This window comes from Streptomyces sp. NPDC044044 (genome assembly GCF_056434405.1).
Genome location: NZ_JBWKFG010000007.1, coordinates 616,319 through 633,735 on the forward strand (window position 1 = coordinate 616,319; position 17,417 = coordinate 633,735).

Annotated in this window: 16 protein-coding genes; 15 read left to right on the plus strand and 1 reads right to left on the minus strand. The window is 70.4% G+C overall.

The genetic code is table 11. The features are described 5' to 3' along the window. The first annotated feature begins 616 nt into the window (after positions 1-616). The 8 genes from AC07AG_RS27960 (at position 617) to AC07AG_RS27995 (ending at position 8,438) form a co-directional block, all read left to right on the plus strand. The gene (locus tag AC07AG_RS27960) at positions 617-1,846 is read left to right on the plus strand and encodes a hypothetical protein (RefSeq protein WP_478758712.1); all 1,230 of its coding nucleotides are present in this window, start codon (positions 617-619) and stop codon (positions 1,844-1,846) included. Positions 1,847-1,906: 60 nt separating this feature from the next. Next, positions 1,907-2,137: a hypothetical protein gene (locus AC07AG_RS27965; protein WP_478758713.1), complete on the plus strand. Its 231-nt coding sequence runs from the start codon at positions 1,907-1,909 to the stop codon at positions 2,135-2,137. 365 nt (positions 2,138-2,502) lie between these two features. After that, on the plus strand, positions 2,503-3,561 hold the full coding sequence (locus tag AC07AG_RS27970) for a beta-ketoacyl-ACP synthase III (RefSeq protein WP_478758714.1): 1,059 nt from the start codon (positions 2,503-2,505) through the stop codon (positions 3,559-3,561). Positions 3,562-3,681: 120 nt separating this feature from the next. Next, positions 3,682-3,930, plus strand: coding sequence for a phosphopantetheine-binding protein (locus tag AC07AG_RS27975; RefSeq protein ID WP_478758716.1), 249 nt, complete (start codon positions 3,682-3,684; stop codon positions 3,928-3,930). Continuing rightward, complete coding sequence (locus AC07AG_RS27980) at positions 3,927-5,156, plus strand: beta-ketoacyl-[acyl-carrier-protein] synthase family protein (protein ID WP_478758718.1); 1,230 nt, start codon at positions 3,927-3,929, stop codon at positions 5,154-5,156. Before AC07AG_RS27975 ends, AC07AG_RS27980 begins: the two co-directional genes overlap by 4 nt. 54 nt (positions 5,157-5,210) lie before the next feature. Further along, positions 5,211-6,206, plus strand: coding sequence for a 3-oxoacyl-ACP synthase III family protein (locus AC07AG_RS27985; protein WP_478758720.1), 996 nt, complete (start codon positions 5,211-5,213; stop codon positions 6,204-6,206). A 52-nt stretch (positions 6,207-6,258) separates the two neighbouring features. Beyond that, complete coding sequence (locus AC07AG_RS27990; protein WP_478758722.1) at positions 6,259-7,185, plus strand: 4Fe-4S domain-containing protein; 927 nt, start codon at positions 6,259-6,261, stop codon at positions 7,183-7,185. Positions 7,186-7,223: 38 nt separating this feature from the next. Then, entirely contained in the window at positions 7,224-8,438 is a 1,215-nt protein-coding gene (locus AC07AG_RS27995; RefSeq protein WP_478758724.1) for a cytochrome P450, read from the plus strand. Positions 8,439-8,457: 19 nt separating this feature from the next. Here the strand turns inward: AC07AG_RS27995 and AC07AG_RS28000 are convergent, their stop codons facing one another. Beyond that, positions 8,458-9,621: a TetR/AcrR family transcriptional regulator gene (locus AC07AG_RS28000; protein WP_478758725.1), complete on the minus strand. Its 1,164-nt coding sequence runs from the start codon at positions 9,619-9,621 to the stop codon at positions 8,458-8,460. A gap of 181 nt (positions 9,622-9,802) precedes the next feature. Here AC07AG_RS28000 and AC07AG_RS28005 point away from each other — a divergent pair, with 181 nt between their 5' ends. The 7 genes from AC07AG_RS28005 to AC07AG_RS28035 are packed head-to-tail and all read left to right on the plus strand — an operon-like array spanning position 9,803 to position 17,298. Further along, a complete protein-coding gene (locus tag AC07AG_RS28005; RefSeq protein WP_478758727.1) occupies positions 9,803-11,002 on the plus strand; it encodes a lipid-transfer protein in 1,200 nt (399 codons plus the stop codon). Continuing rightward, positions 10,999-11,385: a MaoC family dehydratase N-terminal domain-containing protein gene (locus tag AC07AG_RS28010; RefSeq protein ID WP_478758728.1), complete on the plus strand. Its 387-nt coding sequence runs from the start codon at positions 10,999-11,001 to the stop codon at positions 11,383-11,385. The genes AC07AG_RS28005 and AC07AG_RS28010 overlap by 4 nt, the downstream gene beginning before the upstream one ends. Beyond that, the gene (locus tag AC07AG_RS28015; RefSeq protein ID WP_478758729.1) at positions 11,382-11,747 is read left to right on the plus strand and encodes a MaoC/PaaZ C-terminal domain-containing protein; all 366 of its coding nucleotides are present in this window, start codon (positions 11,382-11,384) and stop codon (positions 11,745-11,747) included. Before AC07AG_RS28010 ends, AC07AG_RS28015 begins: the two co-directional genes overlap by 4 nt. Further along, the gene (locus AC07AG_RS28020; protein ID WP_478758731.1) at positions 11,744-12,535 is read left to right on the plus strand and encodes an SDR family NAD(P)-dependent oxidoreductase; all 792 of its coding nucleotides are present in this window, start codon (positions 11,744-11,746) and stop codon (positions 12,533-12,535) included. The genes AC07AG_RS28015 and AC07AG_RS28020 overlap by 4 nt, the downstream gene beginning before the upstream one ends. After that, complete coding sequence (locus tag AC07AG_RS28025) at positions 12,528-13,625, plus strand: acyl-CoA dehydrogenase family protein (RefSeq protein ID WP_478758733.1); 1,098 nt, start codon at positions 12,528-12,530, stop codon at positions 13,623-13,625. The genes AC07AG_RS28020 and AC07AG_RS28025 overlap by 8 nt, the downstream gene beginning before the upstream one ends. Then, on the plus strand, positions 13,616-15,154 hold the full coding sequence (locus AC07AG_RS28030; RefSeq protein ID WP_478758734.1) for an acyl-CoA synthetase: 1,539 nt from the start codon (positions 13,616-13,618) through the stop codon (positions 15,152-15,154). Before AC07AG_RS28025 ends, AC07AG_RS28030 begins: the two co-directional genes overlap by 10 nt. Before the next feature lie 50 nt (positions 15,155-15,204). Continuing rightward, the gene (locus tag AC07AG_RS28035) at positions 15,205-17,298 is read left to right on the plus strand and encodes a DUF6351 family protein (protein WP_478758736.1); all 2,094 of its coding nucleotides are present in this window, start codon (positions 15,205-15,207) and stop codon (positions 17,296-17,298) included. Positions 17,299-17,417: the final 119 nt, after the last annotated feature.

Consider the following 17,417-nt stretch of genomic DNA (forward strand, 5'->3'; position numbering starts at 1 on the left):
CAGGAGCGGCGCTCCGAGAAGACCGATTCAGTGTGCGGACGAGGGGGCACGGCCGGATCAAACGCGATACCCCTGGCCCCTCGCCCGGCCAACAGTAACCGAGCGGGTGTAGCCCGCACCAGACTCTCTTTTTGTGGCAAGCGGAAGCAGAACCACACTTCACAAGTGGCGCTCGGGGCGCCTTACCCGGTGCGGTAAACGCGCCGATGTATATGCCTCCGCGAATGCCCGACGCCTCCGCCACCTGGCATCAATCGCCGCAGTTCGCGACCGCGACATCTGACTCCTGAGTATCTGACGCACCACACTCCGTGTCCGAGGCGCGGAGCACCACGGGGCGGCCGTGCCCGTTTCGCTCTGCTCACGCTCCGTCTTCTGACCGTTTCGGGCCCACGCGTGATCACTGTGCTTCACCTCACACGCCCGTACTTCCGGGCAGCGTTCGCCGGCTGACCGGTCCGGTACCGCTGCCCTCGACCACGGTCGTGGAACTGTCGTGCAGGGATCCGGGAGGCGCGAAACCGTACGCCGACGGGCCCGTTGGGCCGGGGGAGGTTCATAGAGCCGGGGAGAGGTTCCTCCCGCTCTCCCGCCCTCGTAGTGACGGAGTGAGTCCATGGTTACGCCGAACGACTCCCTGCTGAGCCTGATCCGAGAAGCCGGCTGGACGTACGAAGCGCTGGCCCGCCGCGTCAACTCGGACGCGTGCCGACGCGATCTGGGGACCACCTACGACCGGACGACGGTGGCGCACTGGGTGCGCGGCTCCCGCCCTCGCAGTCCGGTGCCCGAGCTGCTGTGCGGGCTCTTCACACAACGGCTCGGGCGTCTGATCACGCCGGTGGAGTTGGGGTTTGCCGACAGGCGGCCACCGGCACTCAAAGGCGCGGCCGCACTCATCGCCGCCATCCCCGGCCTCGACACGAACAGCGGCCAGGAGCCCGAAAGCGGCGACGGGGCACCCCGCACCCGCGTACCCGAACAGCGTCCCCGTCCCGACAGCGAGGACCGCAGCGTTCCCGCCTGGCACGAGCAGCTCTGGCGAGGGGCCGAGCGGTTCTTCGTGGGGCAGACAGCCGCTCTGGGCGGAAGACACACCGGGCCGGTGCTGCTCGCCTACCTGCAGTCCGCCTTCGGCCCCGGGGGCGGCGCCCCGTTCATGGGGGCGGAGTCGAGGGCGGGCCTCGTGCATGTCGCACGCACCGCCGTTCTGCTGGCCGGCAGCTACACCGACGCATGCCGCACCCAGGAGGCGCAGGGTGCGCTGACCGCCGCCGAAGCGCTCGCCGACCATGCGGAGGACAAGGCCGTCCAGGCCATCGCACTGCGGCAGTTGAGCGAGAGCGCCCTGCTGCAGGGCGGGACCGCCCTCGCGACGGGATATCTGAACCGCGCCCTGGAGGTCTCCCGCCACACGTCGAGCCCGGTGCGCGCCTACGTCGCCGCGCAGGCGGCCCGGGTGTACGCGGCGACCGGGGAGCGGCCGGCCGCGCTGAACTGGCTGGAGACCGCGTCCCGGTTACTGCCGCACGACGCCGGCGGCGAGGATCCCTTCGCGGTCTACTCGGCGGCGGCCCTGCACTATCAGGAGGCCGCCGTGCTGCATCGCCTCGGTGAACCAGGTGAGGCCCACGCGGCGCTCACCGCGTCGCTCGAAGCGCGGCCCGTGCAGGAAGCGCGCGCGGTCCTGCTCACGCTGCTCGCCAGAGGCTGGCTGCACCACGCCGAGGGCCACAGCGAGGCGATGTCGGCTGCCGCGGATGCCGCCGCGGAGATGAACGCCACCATCGCCTCGGTCAGGGCCGCCCGGGAGATCGCCCGCATCCGCTCGGCGCAACCGGCTTGAGCGGCGCGCCGTGCGACGCCACGACATGCGCGCGCCGAACGCGTCGTCGAGCATGGAGACATGAACGATCCCTTGCTTGTCGCGCAGCTCCTCGCCGTTCACGGTCCGTCCCGGCCGAGCACCACCGAGGCGGACGCCGTCCGCGGACGTCCTGCCCGTCATGGCGGCTCAGCACCTGGTCAGGGCTCCTCGCCACAGGCGGGCGCCGACTTCCCGCCCACCGAATTCAACACGTTCAACAACATCCCGGTACCGGCGTCGGCATCGCAGGCCGGGCCGGTCGTTGACTGACCGGGACGAGGACGCCCCAGGCGTCTCCTGCCCTCCTGCTTTGCCGCTCCCCTCGGCTCCCCTCGGCGTCATGCCTGCACCGCAATAGCGGCAAATCTTCACCCCTTGGCGTGACTCCCGTTCGGCGCAGCGGCCGTAACGTTCCTGCATCGGCCCGTGTGAGCTGCGCAATCACCGGCAATTCCCGCGCCTAGGTCTTTCGTTCGAAGACCACGTCATTCTTCCCAAGATCCTTTGCGCCCATAAGGTCATGCCGATTCCAGCAGGACGCGATCCCGGGTGAGGTGTGGGTGTCTGGCGAACTCTTGTGCTCTACAGGCGAGTTGAGGCTCAGCGATGCTCCTTGGCGGAGCCGGCGAACGGCTGTGCTCGAGGGCCTCGCCGGTGTCGTGCCGCCGCGAGCGGTGCACAACAACGAGCTGCCCCCCGCCTGGGAGACCGACGACGCCTGGGTGCGCCGTCGCACCGGCATCGGAACACGCCACTGGGTCGCCCCCGGAGTGTCGACCGGTGACCTCGCACTCCAGGCCGCGGTCCGCGCACTCGATGTGGCCGCCGCCGCGCCCCTCCACGGGCTCGACGCGGTCAACCCTCACCCCGTCGACGCGGTCATCGTGGCCACGTCCACCCCCGACCGGCCGATGCCCGCCATGGCGCCGCAACTGGCGCACCGGCTCGGCCTCGGCCAGGTCGCGGCCTGGGACGTGGCCGCCGCGTGCAGCGGATTCGTCTACGCGCTCGCCACCGCCGCCGGTGTGATCGGGGCAGGGATCGCCCACCGGGTCCTGGTCGTCGCGGCCGAGGTGTACTCGACGCTGATCGCCCCGGACGACCGTGGTGCCGGGGTCGTCTTCGCGGACGGGGCGGGAGCGGTGGTGCTGCGCCGCGGCGAACTGGGCGAGCCGGGCAGCATCCTCGGCTTCGACCTGGGCAGTGACGGCGCAGGCCATGACCTGATCGAAGTGCCGGGCGGTGGCGCGCTCGCCCGCTCGGCGCCCGACCGCTACACCCCGGCGGACCTGCACTTCCGGATGCGAGGACGTGACGTGTTCCAACATGCCGTCACCCGCATGACGCTCTCCTCACAGGTGCTGCTGAAGAACGTCGGCTGGTCGGTGGACGACGTCGACCGGTTCGTGGCGCATCAGGCCAACGCACGCATCCTGAGCGCCGTGGCCGACCGCATCCCGCTGCCCGCCGGCCGGCAGATCGCCAACATCGACCGCGTCGGCAACACCGGGGCCGCCTCCATTCCGCTGGCACTGGCCGACGCAGCCGGAGACGGCCGCCTCCATACCGGGGAACGCGTCCTGCTCACCTCGTTCGGAGCCGGGCTCACCTGGGGCTCCGCCGCCCTGCTGTGGCCCCGCCTCGCCCCGGTTCCGTCGGTCCACGGCGTCGGTGGCTCAATGCGCTCCGCCTGAGCGGCAGTTCTCCCGCGCCTCCCGCACTTTCCGTCCTTCCGGCACTTAGCGCTCCGCTGCTCTCCCCCTCCCATGTTTCCCGCTCCCTGTAACCCGTTCCATCATCTGAAGGGCACAGCCATGTCTTCGATCGACACCGCGATCCACTCCGTACTGACCGGAAAGTTCGAGGTCCCCCAGGACCTCATCCTCCCCGAGGCCACGCTGGAGAGCCTCGACCTGGACTCCTTGGCCCTCGCCGAACTCGCCCTGGCTCTGCAGGAAGAGCTGGCCGTCGAGGTGCAGGAGCACGAGGCGACCAAGAGCACCACGGTCGCCGAGCTCACCGCCACCCTGGCCGCCAAGAGCACCGCGGCAGGCGCGCTGTGACGGCTGACAACCGTGCGGTCGCCATCACCGGCCTGGGGCTCATCACCCCGGCCGGTGTAGGCCGCGAGGCGACCTGGACGGGCGTACTGCGCGGTGAGTCCACGGCAGCCCGCGATCCCCAGCTCAAGGCACTTCCGGTCGACTTCTCCTGCCGCATCCCGGAGATGACCCCGGAGCAGGCCAGGATCGGCGGCGGCAAGGCGTGGCGGATGGGCCGGTTCTCCCAGCTCGCCGTGCTCGCGGCGCGTGAGGCGGTGGCCGACGCGGGCCTGGATCCGGCCCACTGGGACGGCGCGCGGGTTGCCGTCGTCATCGGTTCGGGTCTCGCCGGCGCGGCCCACCTGGAGGAGCAGACCCTGCGCATGCAGGCGGGCCCCGACCTGGTGTCCCCCGTCCTGATCCCGATGCTGATCTCGAACATGGCCGCCGGCGAGGTCCTGCTCGACCTGGGCGCACGCGGGCCTTCCCTGGCCACGGAAACCGCCTGCGCCTCGGGGGCCAGCGCCCTGGCCGTCGCCCGTGACCTGTTGCTCTCGGGTGCCTGCGACATCGCGGTGGCCGGCGGCACCGAGGCCGCGATCAGCCCGGTCGTGACCGCCGGCTTCCAGCGGATGGGCGCTCTCTCCTCCCGTACGGACGATCCCTCGAAGGCCTCCAGGCCGTTCGCCGCCGACCGTGACGGCTTCGTCATCTCCGAGGCCGCTGCCGTCCTCGTACTCGAACGCACCGAGGACGCGAGAGCACGCGGGCAGCAACAGTACGCCCAGCTCGCCGGCGTCGGACTGAGCTCGGACGCCCACCACCCCACGGCACCCGCGCCCGGCGGCGCGATGGCGGAGGCGGCGCTGCGCACCGCCATCGGTGAGGCCGGGCTCGCGCCGGGGGACGTCGATCATGTCAACGCCCATGGCACATCGACCCCGTTGAACGACCGGACCGAGGCCGATGTCATCGCGCGTGTCCTGCCCCACGGGCCCACCGTGACCTCCGCCAAGGGCGTCCTCGGGCACAGCCTCGGCGCGGCCGGCGCCGTCGAGGCGGCCCTGACGGCCCTCACGATCCGCGACTCCGCCGTCCCGCCCGTCGCCAACCTCACGACCGACACGCTCGCGTTCCCCCTGGACTGCGTCCTTGACCGGCCCCGCCGGCAGACCGTACGGGCCGCGGCCAGCCATTCCTTCGGATTCGGCGGGCACAACGTGGTGCTCGTCCTGCGCGCGCCCTGACCCCGCGCCACCTCCCCGCACCTACCTCTCCACCCTCAGAAAGTCACCTCCCCTGTGACCGTGTACAGCGCGCTCGCCCACGCCAGCGTCCACATTCCTCCCGGCCGGCAGACCGTGGCCGAGGCCGAGGACCGCTTCCGGGCCCACAACCCCGGCATCACCCTGTCCCCCGGCGTCCTGCGGCACATGTACGGGCTCCAGAGCCGCTGCGTCGCGCCCGCCGACGAGCAGCCCTCCGACCTCGCCGCACACGCCGCCCGCACCCTGTTCGACGAGCACGGCACCGAACCGGGTGACATCGACCTGTTGCTGTTCGCCGGCATCCTCGCCGACATGGAGGAACCGGCCACGGCCCATGTCGTCGCCGCCAAGCTGGGCCTCGGCTGTCCCGTCTTCGATCTGAAGAACGCCTGCAACGGCGTGCTCAACGCCCTGGAGGTCGCCGACGCGTTCATCAGGACCGGCCGGTACCGCCGCGTCCTCGTCACCACCGGCGAGGTCAGCACCCGCGAGAGCCGCTGGTCGGTGGATGACGCCGCCGACGTCCTGCACGCGCTGCCGAGCCTGAGCACCGGCGACATGGGGTCCGCCGTCCTGGTCGAGGCCGCCGAGCGGCCCGGCATCCTCGGCAGCCGGTTCTTCGCCAACTCCTGGGGCTGGCAGGCCGCGACACTGCCCAATCCCTACGCCCAGCACCGCACCCTGGGCCATCTGCGCATCGACTCCGCCGCGTTGGTGGCGTCCTTCGAGGGCATGCCCGAGAAGGTGCGCGGCGCCCTGCACGACCTCGGGGTGAAGGCAGGCGACCTGGACCTCGCCTGCATCCACCAGCCTTCGGTGGCCTTCACCAAGGTCGCCTGCGACTGGGTCGGCGTGGATCCCGGGCAGATCCTGACCACCTTCCCCACCCACGGCAACGTCGCCACCAACACCATTCCCCTCCAGCTGGCCACCGCTCTCCAGGCAGGCAGGCTGCGACGCGGCGACCTGGTGGGCCTGTTCGGCTTCGCCAGTGGCGCGAGCAGCGGCCTGGTCCTGTGCGAATGGTGAAACCGCCGCGCGCCTCGTGCCGACCGACCCGCCCTCTGTACGGAGCCCCACGATGACTCTCTCCTCCCCCGCTCGGACCCGGACCCTCGCCGCCGACACGCCCGGGGACCCTTCCGACAGGCAGCCCCGCATCGCCCCCGTACCTCCGGAGGAGTGGCCGCCCGCCCTGCACGCGGTACTGGACGCGTCCAGCAAGGACGGTCCCGGCCGGATCAACCTGTTCGGCACCCTGGCCCATCATCTGCCGCTGGCCGAGGCCTGGTTGGCGCTCGCCCGGATCCTCACCCACGACGGCACCCTGTCCGCGCGCGATCGCGAACTGACCATCCTGCGCACCGCACACCGCCTCGACTCCGGGTTCGTCCACGACCGCCACACGCCCCAGGCCGGGCACGCGGGACTGTGCGCCGAGGAGACGGCCGCCACCGCCGCACCACTGGAGACCCACGCCTGGGACCCCGACGACCTGGCGCTGCTCCAGGCCGTCGACGCACTGGCCGACCGCGCCGACGTACCGGATGCCGCATGGGAGCGCCTCGCCCGGCGGCTGCGCTCCGACCAGCTGGTCGAACTCCTGGTCCTGGCAGGGCAGTCGGCCATGATGTGCATGACTCTGCGCACCCTGCGTACGCCGCCCGACGGCCCCGGCGCAGCTCCCGGCCGTGCGGAAGCCGCTCTCGACAGCCGCGGGGCCACCACCGAACTGCCGGACCACGCCCACACCCACACCGACGCTCACGCTCACGCCCACGCGGCGCCGGAGGACCAGGTCTTCGACGTACGCGTCGACCGCGAGCTGTGCTGCAGCTCGGGCCAGTGCGTCATCACCGCGCCCGATGTCTTCGAGCAGAACGACGACGACGGCCTCGTCATGCTGCGCCCCGGACATCGGGACCGGGCATCGGCGGCGCAGCACAGCCTCCGGCTTGCCGCCGCGCTGTGTCCCGGTGGGGCGATCACCCTCACGCCCAAGTCGTAAGCCCTCACCCCTCCCCCACCCACGGAGAGCCCTGCCCCATGTCACTCACCTCCACGGCACCCGCCCTCACCCTCCCGGCGGCATACGGCAGTTGCCCCTATGACCCACCGCCCGCCTACCTGGAGGCGGCGGCGGAACGGCCCCTCACCCGCACCGTGCTGCCGGACGGCTCGCCGTGCTGGCTGATCACCGGATACCAGGAAGTGCGTTCCGTCCTGGCCGACGCCCGCTTCAGCGCCGACGCCCGCACCCCCGGCTTCCCCTTCCTCTCCCCGGGCCAGCGTGAACTGGCCACCGCCAGACCGAGCTTCATCCGCATGGACGACCCCGAGCACGCCCGACTGCGGCGCATGGTCACCAAGGACTTCCTGGTGAAGCGCATCGAGGCACTGCGGCCCGGCATCCAGCGCATCGTCGACGAGGCCATCGACCGCATGGTTGCGAAGGGCGCGCCTGCCGACCTGGTCGGCGACTTCGCGCTGCCGGTCCCGTCCCTGGTCATCTGCCTGATGCTCGGCGTCCCGTACCAGGACCACGACCTCTTCCAGTCCCTGAGCCGGACCCTCCTCGACAACAGCACCACCCACGCACAGGCCGCCCGCGCCCACCACGAGCTCATGTCCTACCTGGCTCAACTCGCCGCCGACAAGCAGCGAAAGCCCGGTGACGACATCCTCAGCCGGCTGGTGGCACGCGACGACCTCACCCCGCAGGAGACCGCATCCCTGGGCTTCCTGCTCCTGGTCACCGGCCACGAGAGCACGGCCAACATGAGCGCCATGTGCACCCTGGCGCTGCTGCGCGACCCGAAGCAGGCCACGCTGCTGCGCGAGCGCCCGGAGCTGATCCCGGCGGCCGTCGAGGAGTTGCTCCGCCACCTCACGATCATCCATCTGGGTCTTGCCCGGGTGGCCAAGGAGCCCGTGGAGATCGCGGGGACGTCCTTGGCCGCAGGCGACGCGGTGATCTGCATGCTGTCCACCGCCAACCGGGACGAGGCCCTGTTCGGCGCTGAGGGCTGCGCCCACCCCTCACAGCTCGACCTCACGCGCGACGCACGCCGCCATCTCGCCTTCGGCTTCGGTGTCCATCAGTGCCTCGGACAGCCGCTGGCGCGCGCCGAGTTGCGCATCATCGTGGAGACGCTGCTGCGCCGACTGCCCGGACTGCGCCTCGCGGTGCCGGAGGAGGAGATCGAGTTCAGCACGGGGAGCATTGTGTACGGGGTGAAGACGCTGCCCGTTTCCTGGTGAGCCCGCGCCCCGGCGTGTGTCAGCGGCCGATCAGAAGCAGGTGGGACAGGCCGGTCAGTTCTTCCTCCAGGCCGGGCCGGGTACGGAAGCGTGGGATTCTGAGTACGTCGTTGATCATGCCCAGCACGCCGTGCACGGTCAGCTGGGCGTCCGTCTGGTCCAGTTCCGGGCGGACCTTGGAGAGGAGCTCGACCCACTCGGCCACGAACTCGTGCTGGATGCGGCGGATCGTGTGGCGCTGGTCGTCGGGTAGGTGGAGCACCTCGGTGACGAGGGCGGCGATCAGGTCGGTGTGCGCGCTGCACATCTCCACGTAGCCGCGCGCGAGCCCGTCGAGCGCCTCCTCCGGCGTGCGTGCGGTGGACATCGCCCTGGCCACCCCGAGCTGCAGCACCGCCGCACCCCGGTTCAGCATTTCGAAGAGGATCTCGCCCTTGCTGGAGAAGTGCTTGTAGACGCTCGGCCCCGCGATCCCGGCGGCCGCGCCGATGTCGTTGAGGCTGACCTGATGGAAGCCCCTGGTGCCGAACAGCTTGGTGGCCGCGCCGACCAGGGTCTCTCTGCGTGAGGCCAGCGCAAGGCCGCCACCCGTGCCGGGCGCCGGCGCGGCGGGCTCGTCGTCGTGCACGACGCCGTGGCGGAGCAACGTGACCGACAGCTCCGCGATCCGCTCCTGAAGCCGGCCGGTGGAGCAGACCACGCCGTGATGGCCGGGGCTGGCGGACACACTGAGCGCTGCCCAGGTCAGCACGTCGGCACCCGCCTCGGAGAGCTCCGGCCGGTCCCGGCGGAGGAGAAGGGCGATGCTGTCGCCGAGGTCGCGCATCTGCTGCCGGGTCTCGCCCTTGCGGTCCTCGGGGAGATGGCGCGCCTCTCGCTGCCACAGCACGGCGAGTTCCCTGCGTTCGGCCACGACTTCGGCCAGGCCGCGCATCGCGTCCTCCGCGCTGTCCGCGGCGCCCACCACGACCTGGAGGCGGTCGTAGGTGTCCGAGAGCACCTTGGCGAGGAGATCGGGCTTGCCGCTGAAGTGCCGGTACAGGGCGGGCGCCGAGATGCCGACCGCGGAGGCGATCTCCGCCAGGGAGACGCCGTGGAAGCCCTTCTCGTGAAAGAGCTCAGCCGCCTTCCTGATGATCGTCTCCCTGCGGTCCCGGGGGCGTCTGACAGGGCGGCTGCTCATTCGGCCAGGCTAGCGCAGGTTCACTTGCGGTCCATCCCACTTCCTGCCGCCGATCGCCGCCACACGTGCAAGTTAATTGCTGGTAGCCGATCTGAGTCCACACGAGCGCTCTGCATGACCCTTGTTATCAACGCACTTACGCCCCTAAGTTAATTCCAGTTAGCCACTGGAAGGGGCGGACATGAGTGTGCGGGTGCTCGGCGTGGGCATGGTGCCCTTCGCCAAACCGGGCGCGAGCGACTCCTATGACGTGATGGGTGAGCAAGCCGCAAGGGCCGCCCTCGCCGACGCCGGGATCGGATACGAACGGATCCAGCAGGCCTACGTCGGCTATGTGTACGGCGATTCGACCTGCGGCCAGGCCGCCCTGTACGGGATCGGACTGACCGGGATCCCCGTGGTCAACGTCAACAACAACTGCTCCACCGGGTCGAGCGCGCTATGGCTCGCGCGGCAGGCGGTCGAGAGCGGCGCCACCGACTGCGTACTGGCCGTCGGCTTCGAGCAGATGCAGAAGGGTGCGCTGAAGAATTTCTGGGACGACCGTCCCGCACCACTGGCGCGCGGCACCGACACCATGGCCGCCATCCAGGGAACGGACGAACGGGCGCCCTTCGCCGCCCAGTTCTTCGGCGGGGCCGGCCGGGCCTACGCCGAGCGCCACGGCACACGGCCCGAGACGTTCGCCCGGATCTCGGTCAAGGCCCGCGCGCACGCGGCGCACAATCCCTACGCCGTCTTCCGTGAACAGGTCACGCTGGAGGCGGTGTTGGCGTCCCCGTACATCTACGGCCCGCTGACCCGGCTGCAGTGCTGCCCGCCCACCTGCGGCGCAGCGGCAGCCGTGCTGTGCAGCGAGGACTTCGCCCGCCGGTACGGCCTGACCGCGGATGTGACGATCAGGGCCCAGACGATGGTCACCGACACGGCCGACGCGTTCGACGCGTTCGACGGCGGCGACATGATCAAGGTCGTCGGATACGACATGTCGAAGAGCGCCGCGCATTCCGTCTACGAGGCGTCCGGCGTGGACCCCCTCGACATCCCGGTGGTCGAGCTGCACGACTGCTTCACCACCAACGAGTTGATCACCTACGAGGCGCTCGGCCTGACCCCGGAAGGCACCGCCGAGAAGTTCGTGCTCGACGGCGACAACACCTACGGCGGCCGGGTCGTCACCAACCCCAGCGGTGGCCTGCTCTCCAAGGGCCACCCTCTGGGCGCCACCGGCCTCGCCCAGTGCGCCGAGCTGGTCTGGCAGTTGCGCGGCCGGGCGGACGCGCGCCAGGTCGACGGGGCCGGGCTCGCGCTGCAGCACAACATCGGCCTGGGCGGGGCCTGCGTCGTCACCCTCTACGAAAGGCTCGGGAAGGTTTCATGATCCACCGAAGCGACCTGCTGTTCTTCGCCCGGGTCACCGGCCAGCAGGATCCCGTCTACACCGATGTCGAGGCGGCCAGGAAGGCAGGCCACCGCGATCTCCCGGTGCCGCCCACCTACCTGTTCTGCCAGGAGATGAAGGAAGCGGCCGACCCCCTCGGCCACCTCAAGGCCCTCGGTGTGGACCTGGGCAAGCTGCTGCACGGCGAGCAGACCTTCGTCTACCACTCCATGGCCTACGCCGGAGACGAGCTGAGCTTCAGCTCCGAGATGACCGCCGACTACACCAAGAAGGCGCTGCGCTTTCTGGTGCGCACGACGGAGGTCACCCGGGGCGGCACACCGATCGCGGACCTCGCCTCGACGACGGTGGTGACCTCGTGAAGCTCGAACTGCCGCCGGTGGACCGGACGACGCTCGCCCTGTACGCGGGAGCATCGGGCGATCACAACCCCCTCCACATCGACCTCGACGCCGCCAGGAACGCCGGCTTCGACGACGTCTTCACGCACGGCATGCTCTCCATGGCCCATCTCGGGCGGTTGCTGACCGACCTGGTCCCGCAACAGCGCATCCGCTCGTACCAGGTCCGCTTCACCTCGATCACCCCTGTCCTGGCCCAGCCCCTGTGCGAGGCGCGTGTCGCCGAGGTCAAGGACGGTCTGACGCATCTGGACCTCGTGGTGTCGCTCCAGGACGGCACCGTCACCCTGCGCGGCAGCGCGATCATCGAAGGAGAACTGTGAGCAAGCTCAGTGACCGTGCCGCCGTCGTCACCGGATCGGGCCGCGGCATCGGCCGTTCCATCGCGCTGAAACTGGCGTCGGAGGGCGCGTCCGTCGTCGTCAACGACCTCGACGCCGGGCCAGCCGACGAGACCGTGGCCCAGATCAAGGCCGCCGGCGGTCAGGCCGTCGCCTGCCCGGGCAGCGTGAGCGAGGAGGGCTTCGCCGAGCGGGTCGTCGGCGTCTGCACCGAGTCGTTCGGCGCGCTGGACATCATCGTCAACAACGCCGGATACACCTGGGACAACGTCGTACAGAAGATGACCGACGAGCAGTGGGACACCATCCTCGACGTGCATCTCAAGGCGCCCTTCCGGCTGCTGCGCGCCGCGCAGCCGTATCTCAGGGCACATCCGGTCGCCCACCACCGCAAGGTCGTCAACATCTCCTCGATCGCGGGCCTGGGCGGCAACGCCGGGCAGGTGAACTACTCCGCCGCGAAGGCGGGCGTGGTCGGCCTGACCAAGACCATGGCCAAGGAGTGGGGCCGCTACCAAGTCAACGTCAACGCCGTGGCCTTCGGTCTGATCGAGACCCGGCTGACCTCGGGGGCCGGGGAGATCGAGGTCGAGGGCAAGGAGATCAAGGTGGGGGTCAACCCCGATCTGCTCGCCGCGATGGCCCGCATGATCCCGCTGGGCCGGGGCGGCACGCCCGAGGAGGCGGCGGGTGCGGTCTATCTGATGTGCCTGCCGGAGTCCGACTACGTCAGCGGACAGGTACTGGTATGCGGTGGCGGCTATGAGTGAGCTGGCTCTGCTGCGCGAGACCACGCGCAAGTTCCTGGCCGACGAGGTCACGCCGTATCCCGACCGGCTCGTCGATCGCGCGGTGTGGCACAAGGCAGGCAAGCTGGGGCTCCTGTGCTGCTCGATCCCCGAGGAGTACGGCGGGGGCGGTGCGGGTTTCGACGCCGACCTGGCGGTCTTCGAGGAGCAGGGCAGGGCCGGAGACACCGGCTGGGGCAACTTCGTGCACAGCGGCATCGTCGCCCACTACCTGCTCGCCTACGGCAGTGATGAGCAGAAGCGGCGCTGGCTGCCGGCCCTGGCCTCCGGCGAACTGGTCGGCGCCATCGCGATGACCGAACCGGGAGCGGGCTCCGACCTGCGGGGCATCCGGACGAAGGCGGTGCGCGACGGCGACGACTACGTACTCACCGGGTCGAAGACGTTCATCACCAACGGAGCCTCCGCCGACCTGGTCATCGTGGCAGCCCACACCGGCGAGGGGCTCTCGCTGATCGTCGTGACCGACGGCATCCGGCGCGGCCGGGTGCTCGACAAGCTCGGCATGCACGCCGCCGACACCTCGGAGCTGTTCTTCGACGACGTGCGGGTGCCCGCGGCGAACCTGCTGGGCGTCGAGGGCCGCGGCCTTGCCCAGCTCATGCGGCAACTGCCGCAGGAACGGCTGATCATCGGGGTGATGGCCGTCGTCGCCACCGAGCGGGCGGTGGCCGAGACCATCGCCCACGTCAAGGAGCGACGTGCCTTCGGCGAGCCGTTGATCAAGCTGCAGAACACCCGGTTCGAGCTGGCCGAGTGCGCCACGCTCGCGCGGGTCGGCCGGGTCTTCGCCGACGCGTGCGTCGAGCGCCATCTGCGCGGCGAGCTCGACGCCGCCACCGCGTCGATGGCCAAGTGGTATCTCACCGACGTGCAGTGCCAGGTGATCGACCGCTGCCTGCAACTGTTCGGCGGCTACGGCTACATGCGTGAGTACCCGATCGCCCGCATGTACGCCGACGCCCGCGCCCAGAAGATCTACGGCGGCGCGAACGAGGTCATGAAGGAGCTCATCGCGCGCTCACTCGAGGACGGACGGCCATGTACCTGACCCAGGCCCTGCACCGGGCGCTCCAGCAGTCCCCCGACGCGCCGTTCACCGTCTTCGGCGACCGGACACGCACGGTGCGCGAATCGGCGGGGCGCATCGCCCGGCTGGCCGGCGCGCTGCGCGAGCTCGGGGTCGAGCCGGGTGACCGTATCGCCATGCTCGCCCTCAACTCCGACCGCTATGTCGAGTACCTGATGGCCAGTTGGTGGATCGGCGCCGTCGTGAACCCGGTGAACATCCGCTGGGCGGCGCCCGAGATCCGCTACGGCCTGGAGCAGTCGGGCACGCGCGTCCTGCTCGTCGACGACGCCTTCACCCCGCTCGTGGACCAGCTGCGTGACGTCCTGGACGTCATGGTGCACTGCGGCGAGCAGCCCACGCCGGACGGCCTGCTGTCGTACGAGGAACTGCTGGAGGGCGCCGATCCGGTGGCGGACGGCCGACACGGCGGCGACACGCTCGCCGGGGTCTTCTACACCGGCGGCACCACCGGCTTCCCCAAGGGCGTCATGCTCAGCCACGCCAACATGATCGTCTCCTCGCTCGGCAGCCAGGCCGGCGGTCACGTCGCGCTGCCCGGCGGCCGGATGCTGCACGCCGCCCCCATGTTCCACCTCGCGGCCCTTGCCGCCTGGAACATGCAGATGCTCGTCGGCGGCGTCCACGTCATCATCCCCGCCTACGAACCGGTGGCCGCGATGCGGGCCATCGAGCAGCACCGGGTCTCCGCCGCCATGCTGCCCCCGGTGATGATCCAGATGCTGGTGGACCACCCGGACCGCGGCGCCCATGACCTGTCCAGCTTCCAGCGCTGCCTCTACGGCGCGTCGCCGATGCCCGAGGCGCTGCTCGAGCGTGCCATGGCCGCCTTCCCCTCGGCCGGATTCACCCAGGCGTACGGGATGACGGAGGTGGCACCCGTCGCCACCCTGCTCACCGGCGCCGACCACATCACGGGCTCCCGGCTGCGCTCCGCGGGCCGGGCTGCACCCCACTGCGAGGTCAAGGTCGTCGGTCCCGACGGGGTGGAGCTGCCGCGCGGCGAGGTGGGCGAGGTGGCCATCAGCGGCGGGCACGTCATGAGCGGTTACTGGGACAAGCCCGAGGAGTCCGCGGCGGCGCTGCGGGACGGATGGTTCCACACCGGGGACGGCGCGTACATGGACGACGACGGCTACCTCTACATCGTCGACCGCATCAAGGACATGGTGGTCACCGGCGGCGAGAACGTCTACTCGGTCGAGGTCGAGAACGCCCTGGCCCAGCACTCCGCCGTCGCGTCCTGCGCCGTGATAGGCGTCCCCGACGACACGTACGGCGAGCGGGTCCACGCCGTCGTCACGCTCAAGTCCGGTGCCACGGCCACCGCCGAGGAGCTGCGCGCGCACTGCAAGACGCTGATCGCCGGCTACAAGGCCCCGCGCACGGCGGAGTTCGTCACCGAGCTCCCGCTCTCGCCCGCGGGCAAGGTCCTCAAGCGTGAGCTGCGCAGACCGTACTGGACGGACAAGGACCGCTCGGTCAACTGAACCGTATGTCATGCCCCTGACTAAAGACTCCTGACCGGAGAGGACCACGTATGCACAGCACCCTGCGCCGCATGGTGACCTTCACCTGCGCCGTCCTGGCGGCCGCGACCCTGACGCCGGCAGATGCGGCGGCGGGCGCGGATCGGCCCCCGCCCCGTATCGCTCTCGCCTCGACCCCGGACCGCGCCATCGCCAGCGGCGGGGACGCGCTCTTGCGGATCACGACGGCCGGCCAGGAGGACCCGGTGCGGGTGACGGTGAACGGGCGCGCGGCCGACGGCTTCGAGCGGCAGCCCGACGGGACCCTGCTCGGCCTGGTCACCGACCTCAAGACGGGCCGCAATCACGTCACCGCCGAGTCCCGTGGCCGCACGGCGACCCGCACGGTGACCAATCACCGGGCCACCGGCCCCATCTTCTCCGGGCGGCGGGCCATGCCGTTCTACTGCGAGACGACCGCGTTCGGCCTCGCTCCCGCGAAGCAGCCGTACTGCTCCGCGCCGACCAAGGTCGGCTACAAGTACCGCAGCAAGGCAGGCACGTTCGCTCCGCTCGCTGACCCGGACCAGCGCCCGGCCGACCTTGTCACCGCGACCGTGGGCGGACGGAAGGTGCCCTACATCGTCCGCGTCGAGACCGGCACCATCAACCGCGCCGTCTACGAGACCGCCGCGCTCCACGACGGCACCGATCCCACACCCCTGAGACGGCAGAAGAACTGGAACGGCCGGCTGGTCTACAGCTTCGGCGGCGGCTGTTCGGGCGGGCACCACCAGGGCGCGCAGACCGGCGGCGTACTCAACGACACCTTCCTGTCCCAGGGTTACGCGGTCGCCTCCTCCACCCTCAACGTCCTGGAGACCAACTGCAGCATCCCCGTCTCGGCGGAGACGGCGATGATGGTGAAGGAGCACTTCGTCGAGACCTACGGACCGGTGAGGCACACCATCGGCTGGGGCGGATCCGGCGGCGGCATCCAGCAGTTCACGATCGCCGACTCCTACCCGGGCATCCTGGACGGGATCATTCCCATGGTCGGCTTCCCGGACGTGTTCACGGGAGAGAAGAGCTTCGCCGCCGACTGCAAGCTGCTCGTACGCTACTTCGCCGGAGCCGGGAGCTCGTTCACCCCGAAGCAGCGGGACGCGGTGACCGGACTGCTCGATTACGGCAGTTGCATCGGCGCGGACCGGACCCTCGACCTGCGCACCCCGACCAAGCGCTGCGACAAGGCGATCCCCGTCACGGCGCTGTGGAACGCCACGGCCAACCCCGGCGGCGTGAAGTGCACGCTGATGGAGGCGTACGCCACCCAGTTCGGCCGCGACCCGGAGACCGGCTTCGTGCGCAGCACCCTGGACAACGTCGGCGTGCAGTACGGCCTCGAAGCGCTCAAGAGCAAAGAGATCAGCCCGGCCCAGTTCGTCGCGCTCAACTCCGCCGTCGGCGGATTCGACGACAAGGGCGCGCCGGTGGCCCGGCGTTCGCAGGCGGACCCGCGGGCGCTGAAGGCGGCCTACCGCGACAACCAGCTCAACGGCATGCGGCTGGGGCTGCGCAGCACGCCGATCATCGACCACCGCATCTACATGGACGAGGTGCCCCTCGACGTCCACACGGCCCAGTGGTCGTACGTCACACGGGCGCGGCTTGCCGCGGCCAACGGAACCTCGGCCAACCACGTGATCATCCAGAGCAAGCCGACGCCGGGTGAGACGCAGACCGCGGACGCCTACGTAATGAAGTCGATGGACCGGTGGCTGACGGCCATCGCAGCCGACGGGTCATCGCGCGACAAGCAGGCGAAGGTCATCGCGAACAAGCCCACCGGACTCTCCGACGGGTGCTACCTGACCCCCGACAAGCGCGTCAACGCCCCGCTGACCTATCCGGCGAGCGGGCCGTGCGCGGATGAGTACCCGATCGGCGCGGACCCGCGGCTGCGGGCCGGCGAGCCGCTGGCCGAGTCCACGCTCAAGTGCGCTCTGCGGCCGTTGGACTTCGCCGACTACCGCGTGCGCTTCACCACGGCCGAGAGGGCGCGGCTGCGCAAGGCCTTCCCGAAGGGCGTGTGCGACTACACGCGGCCCGGCCCCGGCCAGCAAGAGCGGCCGAGCACCTGGATCGACTACAGCCGCCGCTGATGTGACGCTCCCGCTCCACCGACGAGGAGCCCGGCGGGGTTCCGTCTGCTCCTCATGAGCATCAGCGGCGTAGAAACTGCGTACATCCGTGCCGTACCGCGAGTGCGCCGCGCCAGGGT

Excerpts from the sequence above, each read along its gene's own strand:
- AC07AG_RS27960 (WP_478758712.1), top strand. The coding sequence starts at position 617 with ATGGTTACGCCGAACGACTCCCTGCTGAGCCTGATCCGAGAAGCCGGC.
- AC07AG_RS27965 (WP_478758713.1), top strand. The coding sequence starts at position 1,907 with ATGAACGATCCCTTGCTTGTCGCGCAGCTCCTCGCCGTTCACGGTCCG.
- AC07AG_RS27975 (WP_478758716.1), top strand. The coding sequence starts at position 3,682 with ATGTCTTCGATCGACACCGCGATCCACTCCGTACTGACCGGAAAGTTC.
- AC07AG_RS27990 (WP_478758722.1), top strand. The coding sequence starts at position 6,259 with ATGACTCTCTCCTCCCCCGCTCGGACCCGGACCCTCGCCGCCGACACG.
- AC07AG_RS27995 (WP_478758724.1), top strand. The coding sequence starts at position 7,224 with ATGTCACTCACCTCCACGGCACCCGCCCTCACCCTCCCGGCGGCATAC.
- AC07AG_RS28000 (WP_478758725.1), bottom strand. The coding sequence starts at position 9,621 with ATGAGCAGCCGCCCTGTCAGACGCCCCCGGGACCGCAGGGAGACGATC.
- AC07AG_RS28005 (WP_478758727.1), top strand. The coding sequence starts at position 9,803 with ATGAGTGTGCGGGTGCTCGGCGTGGGCATGGTGCCCTTCGCCAAACCG.
- AC07AG_RS28010 (WP_478758728.1), top strand. The coding sequence starts at position 10,999 with ATGATCCACCGAAGCGACCTGCTGTTCTTCGCCCGGGTCACCGGCCAG.
- AC07AG_RS28025 (WP_478758733.1), top strand. The coding sequence starts at position 12,528 with ATGAGTGAGCTGGCTCTGCTGCGCGAGACCACGCGCAAGTTCCTGGCC.
- AC07AG_RS28030 (WP_478758734.1), top strand. The coding sequence starts at position 13,616 with ATGTACCTGACCCAGGCCCTGCACCGGGCGCTCCAGCAGTCCCCCGAC.
- AC07AG_RS28035 (WP_478758736.1), top strand. The coding sequence starts at position 15,205 with ATGCACAGCACCCTGCGCCGCATGGTGACCTTCACCTGCGCCGTCCTG.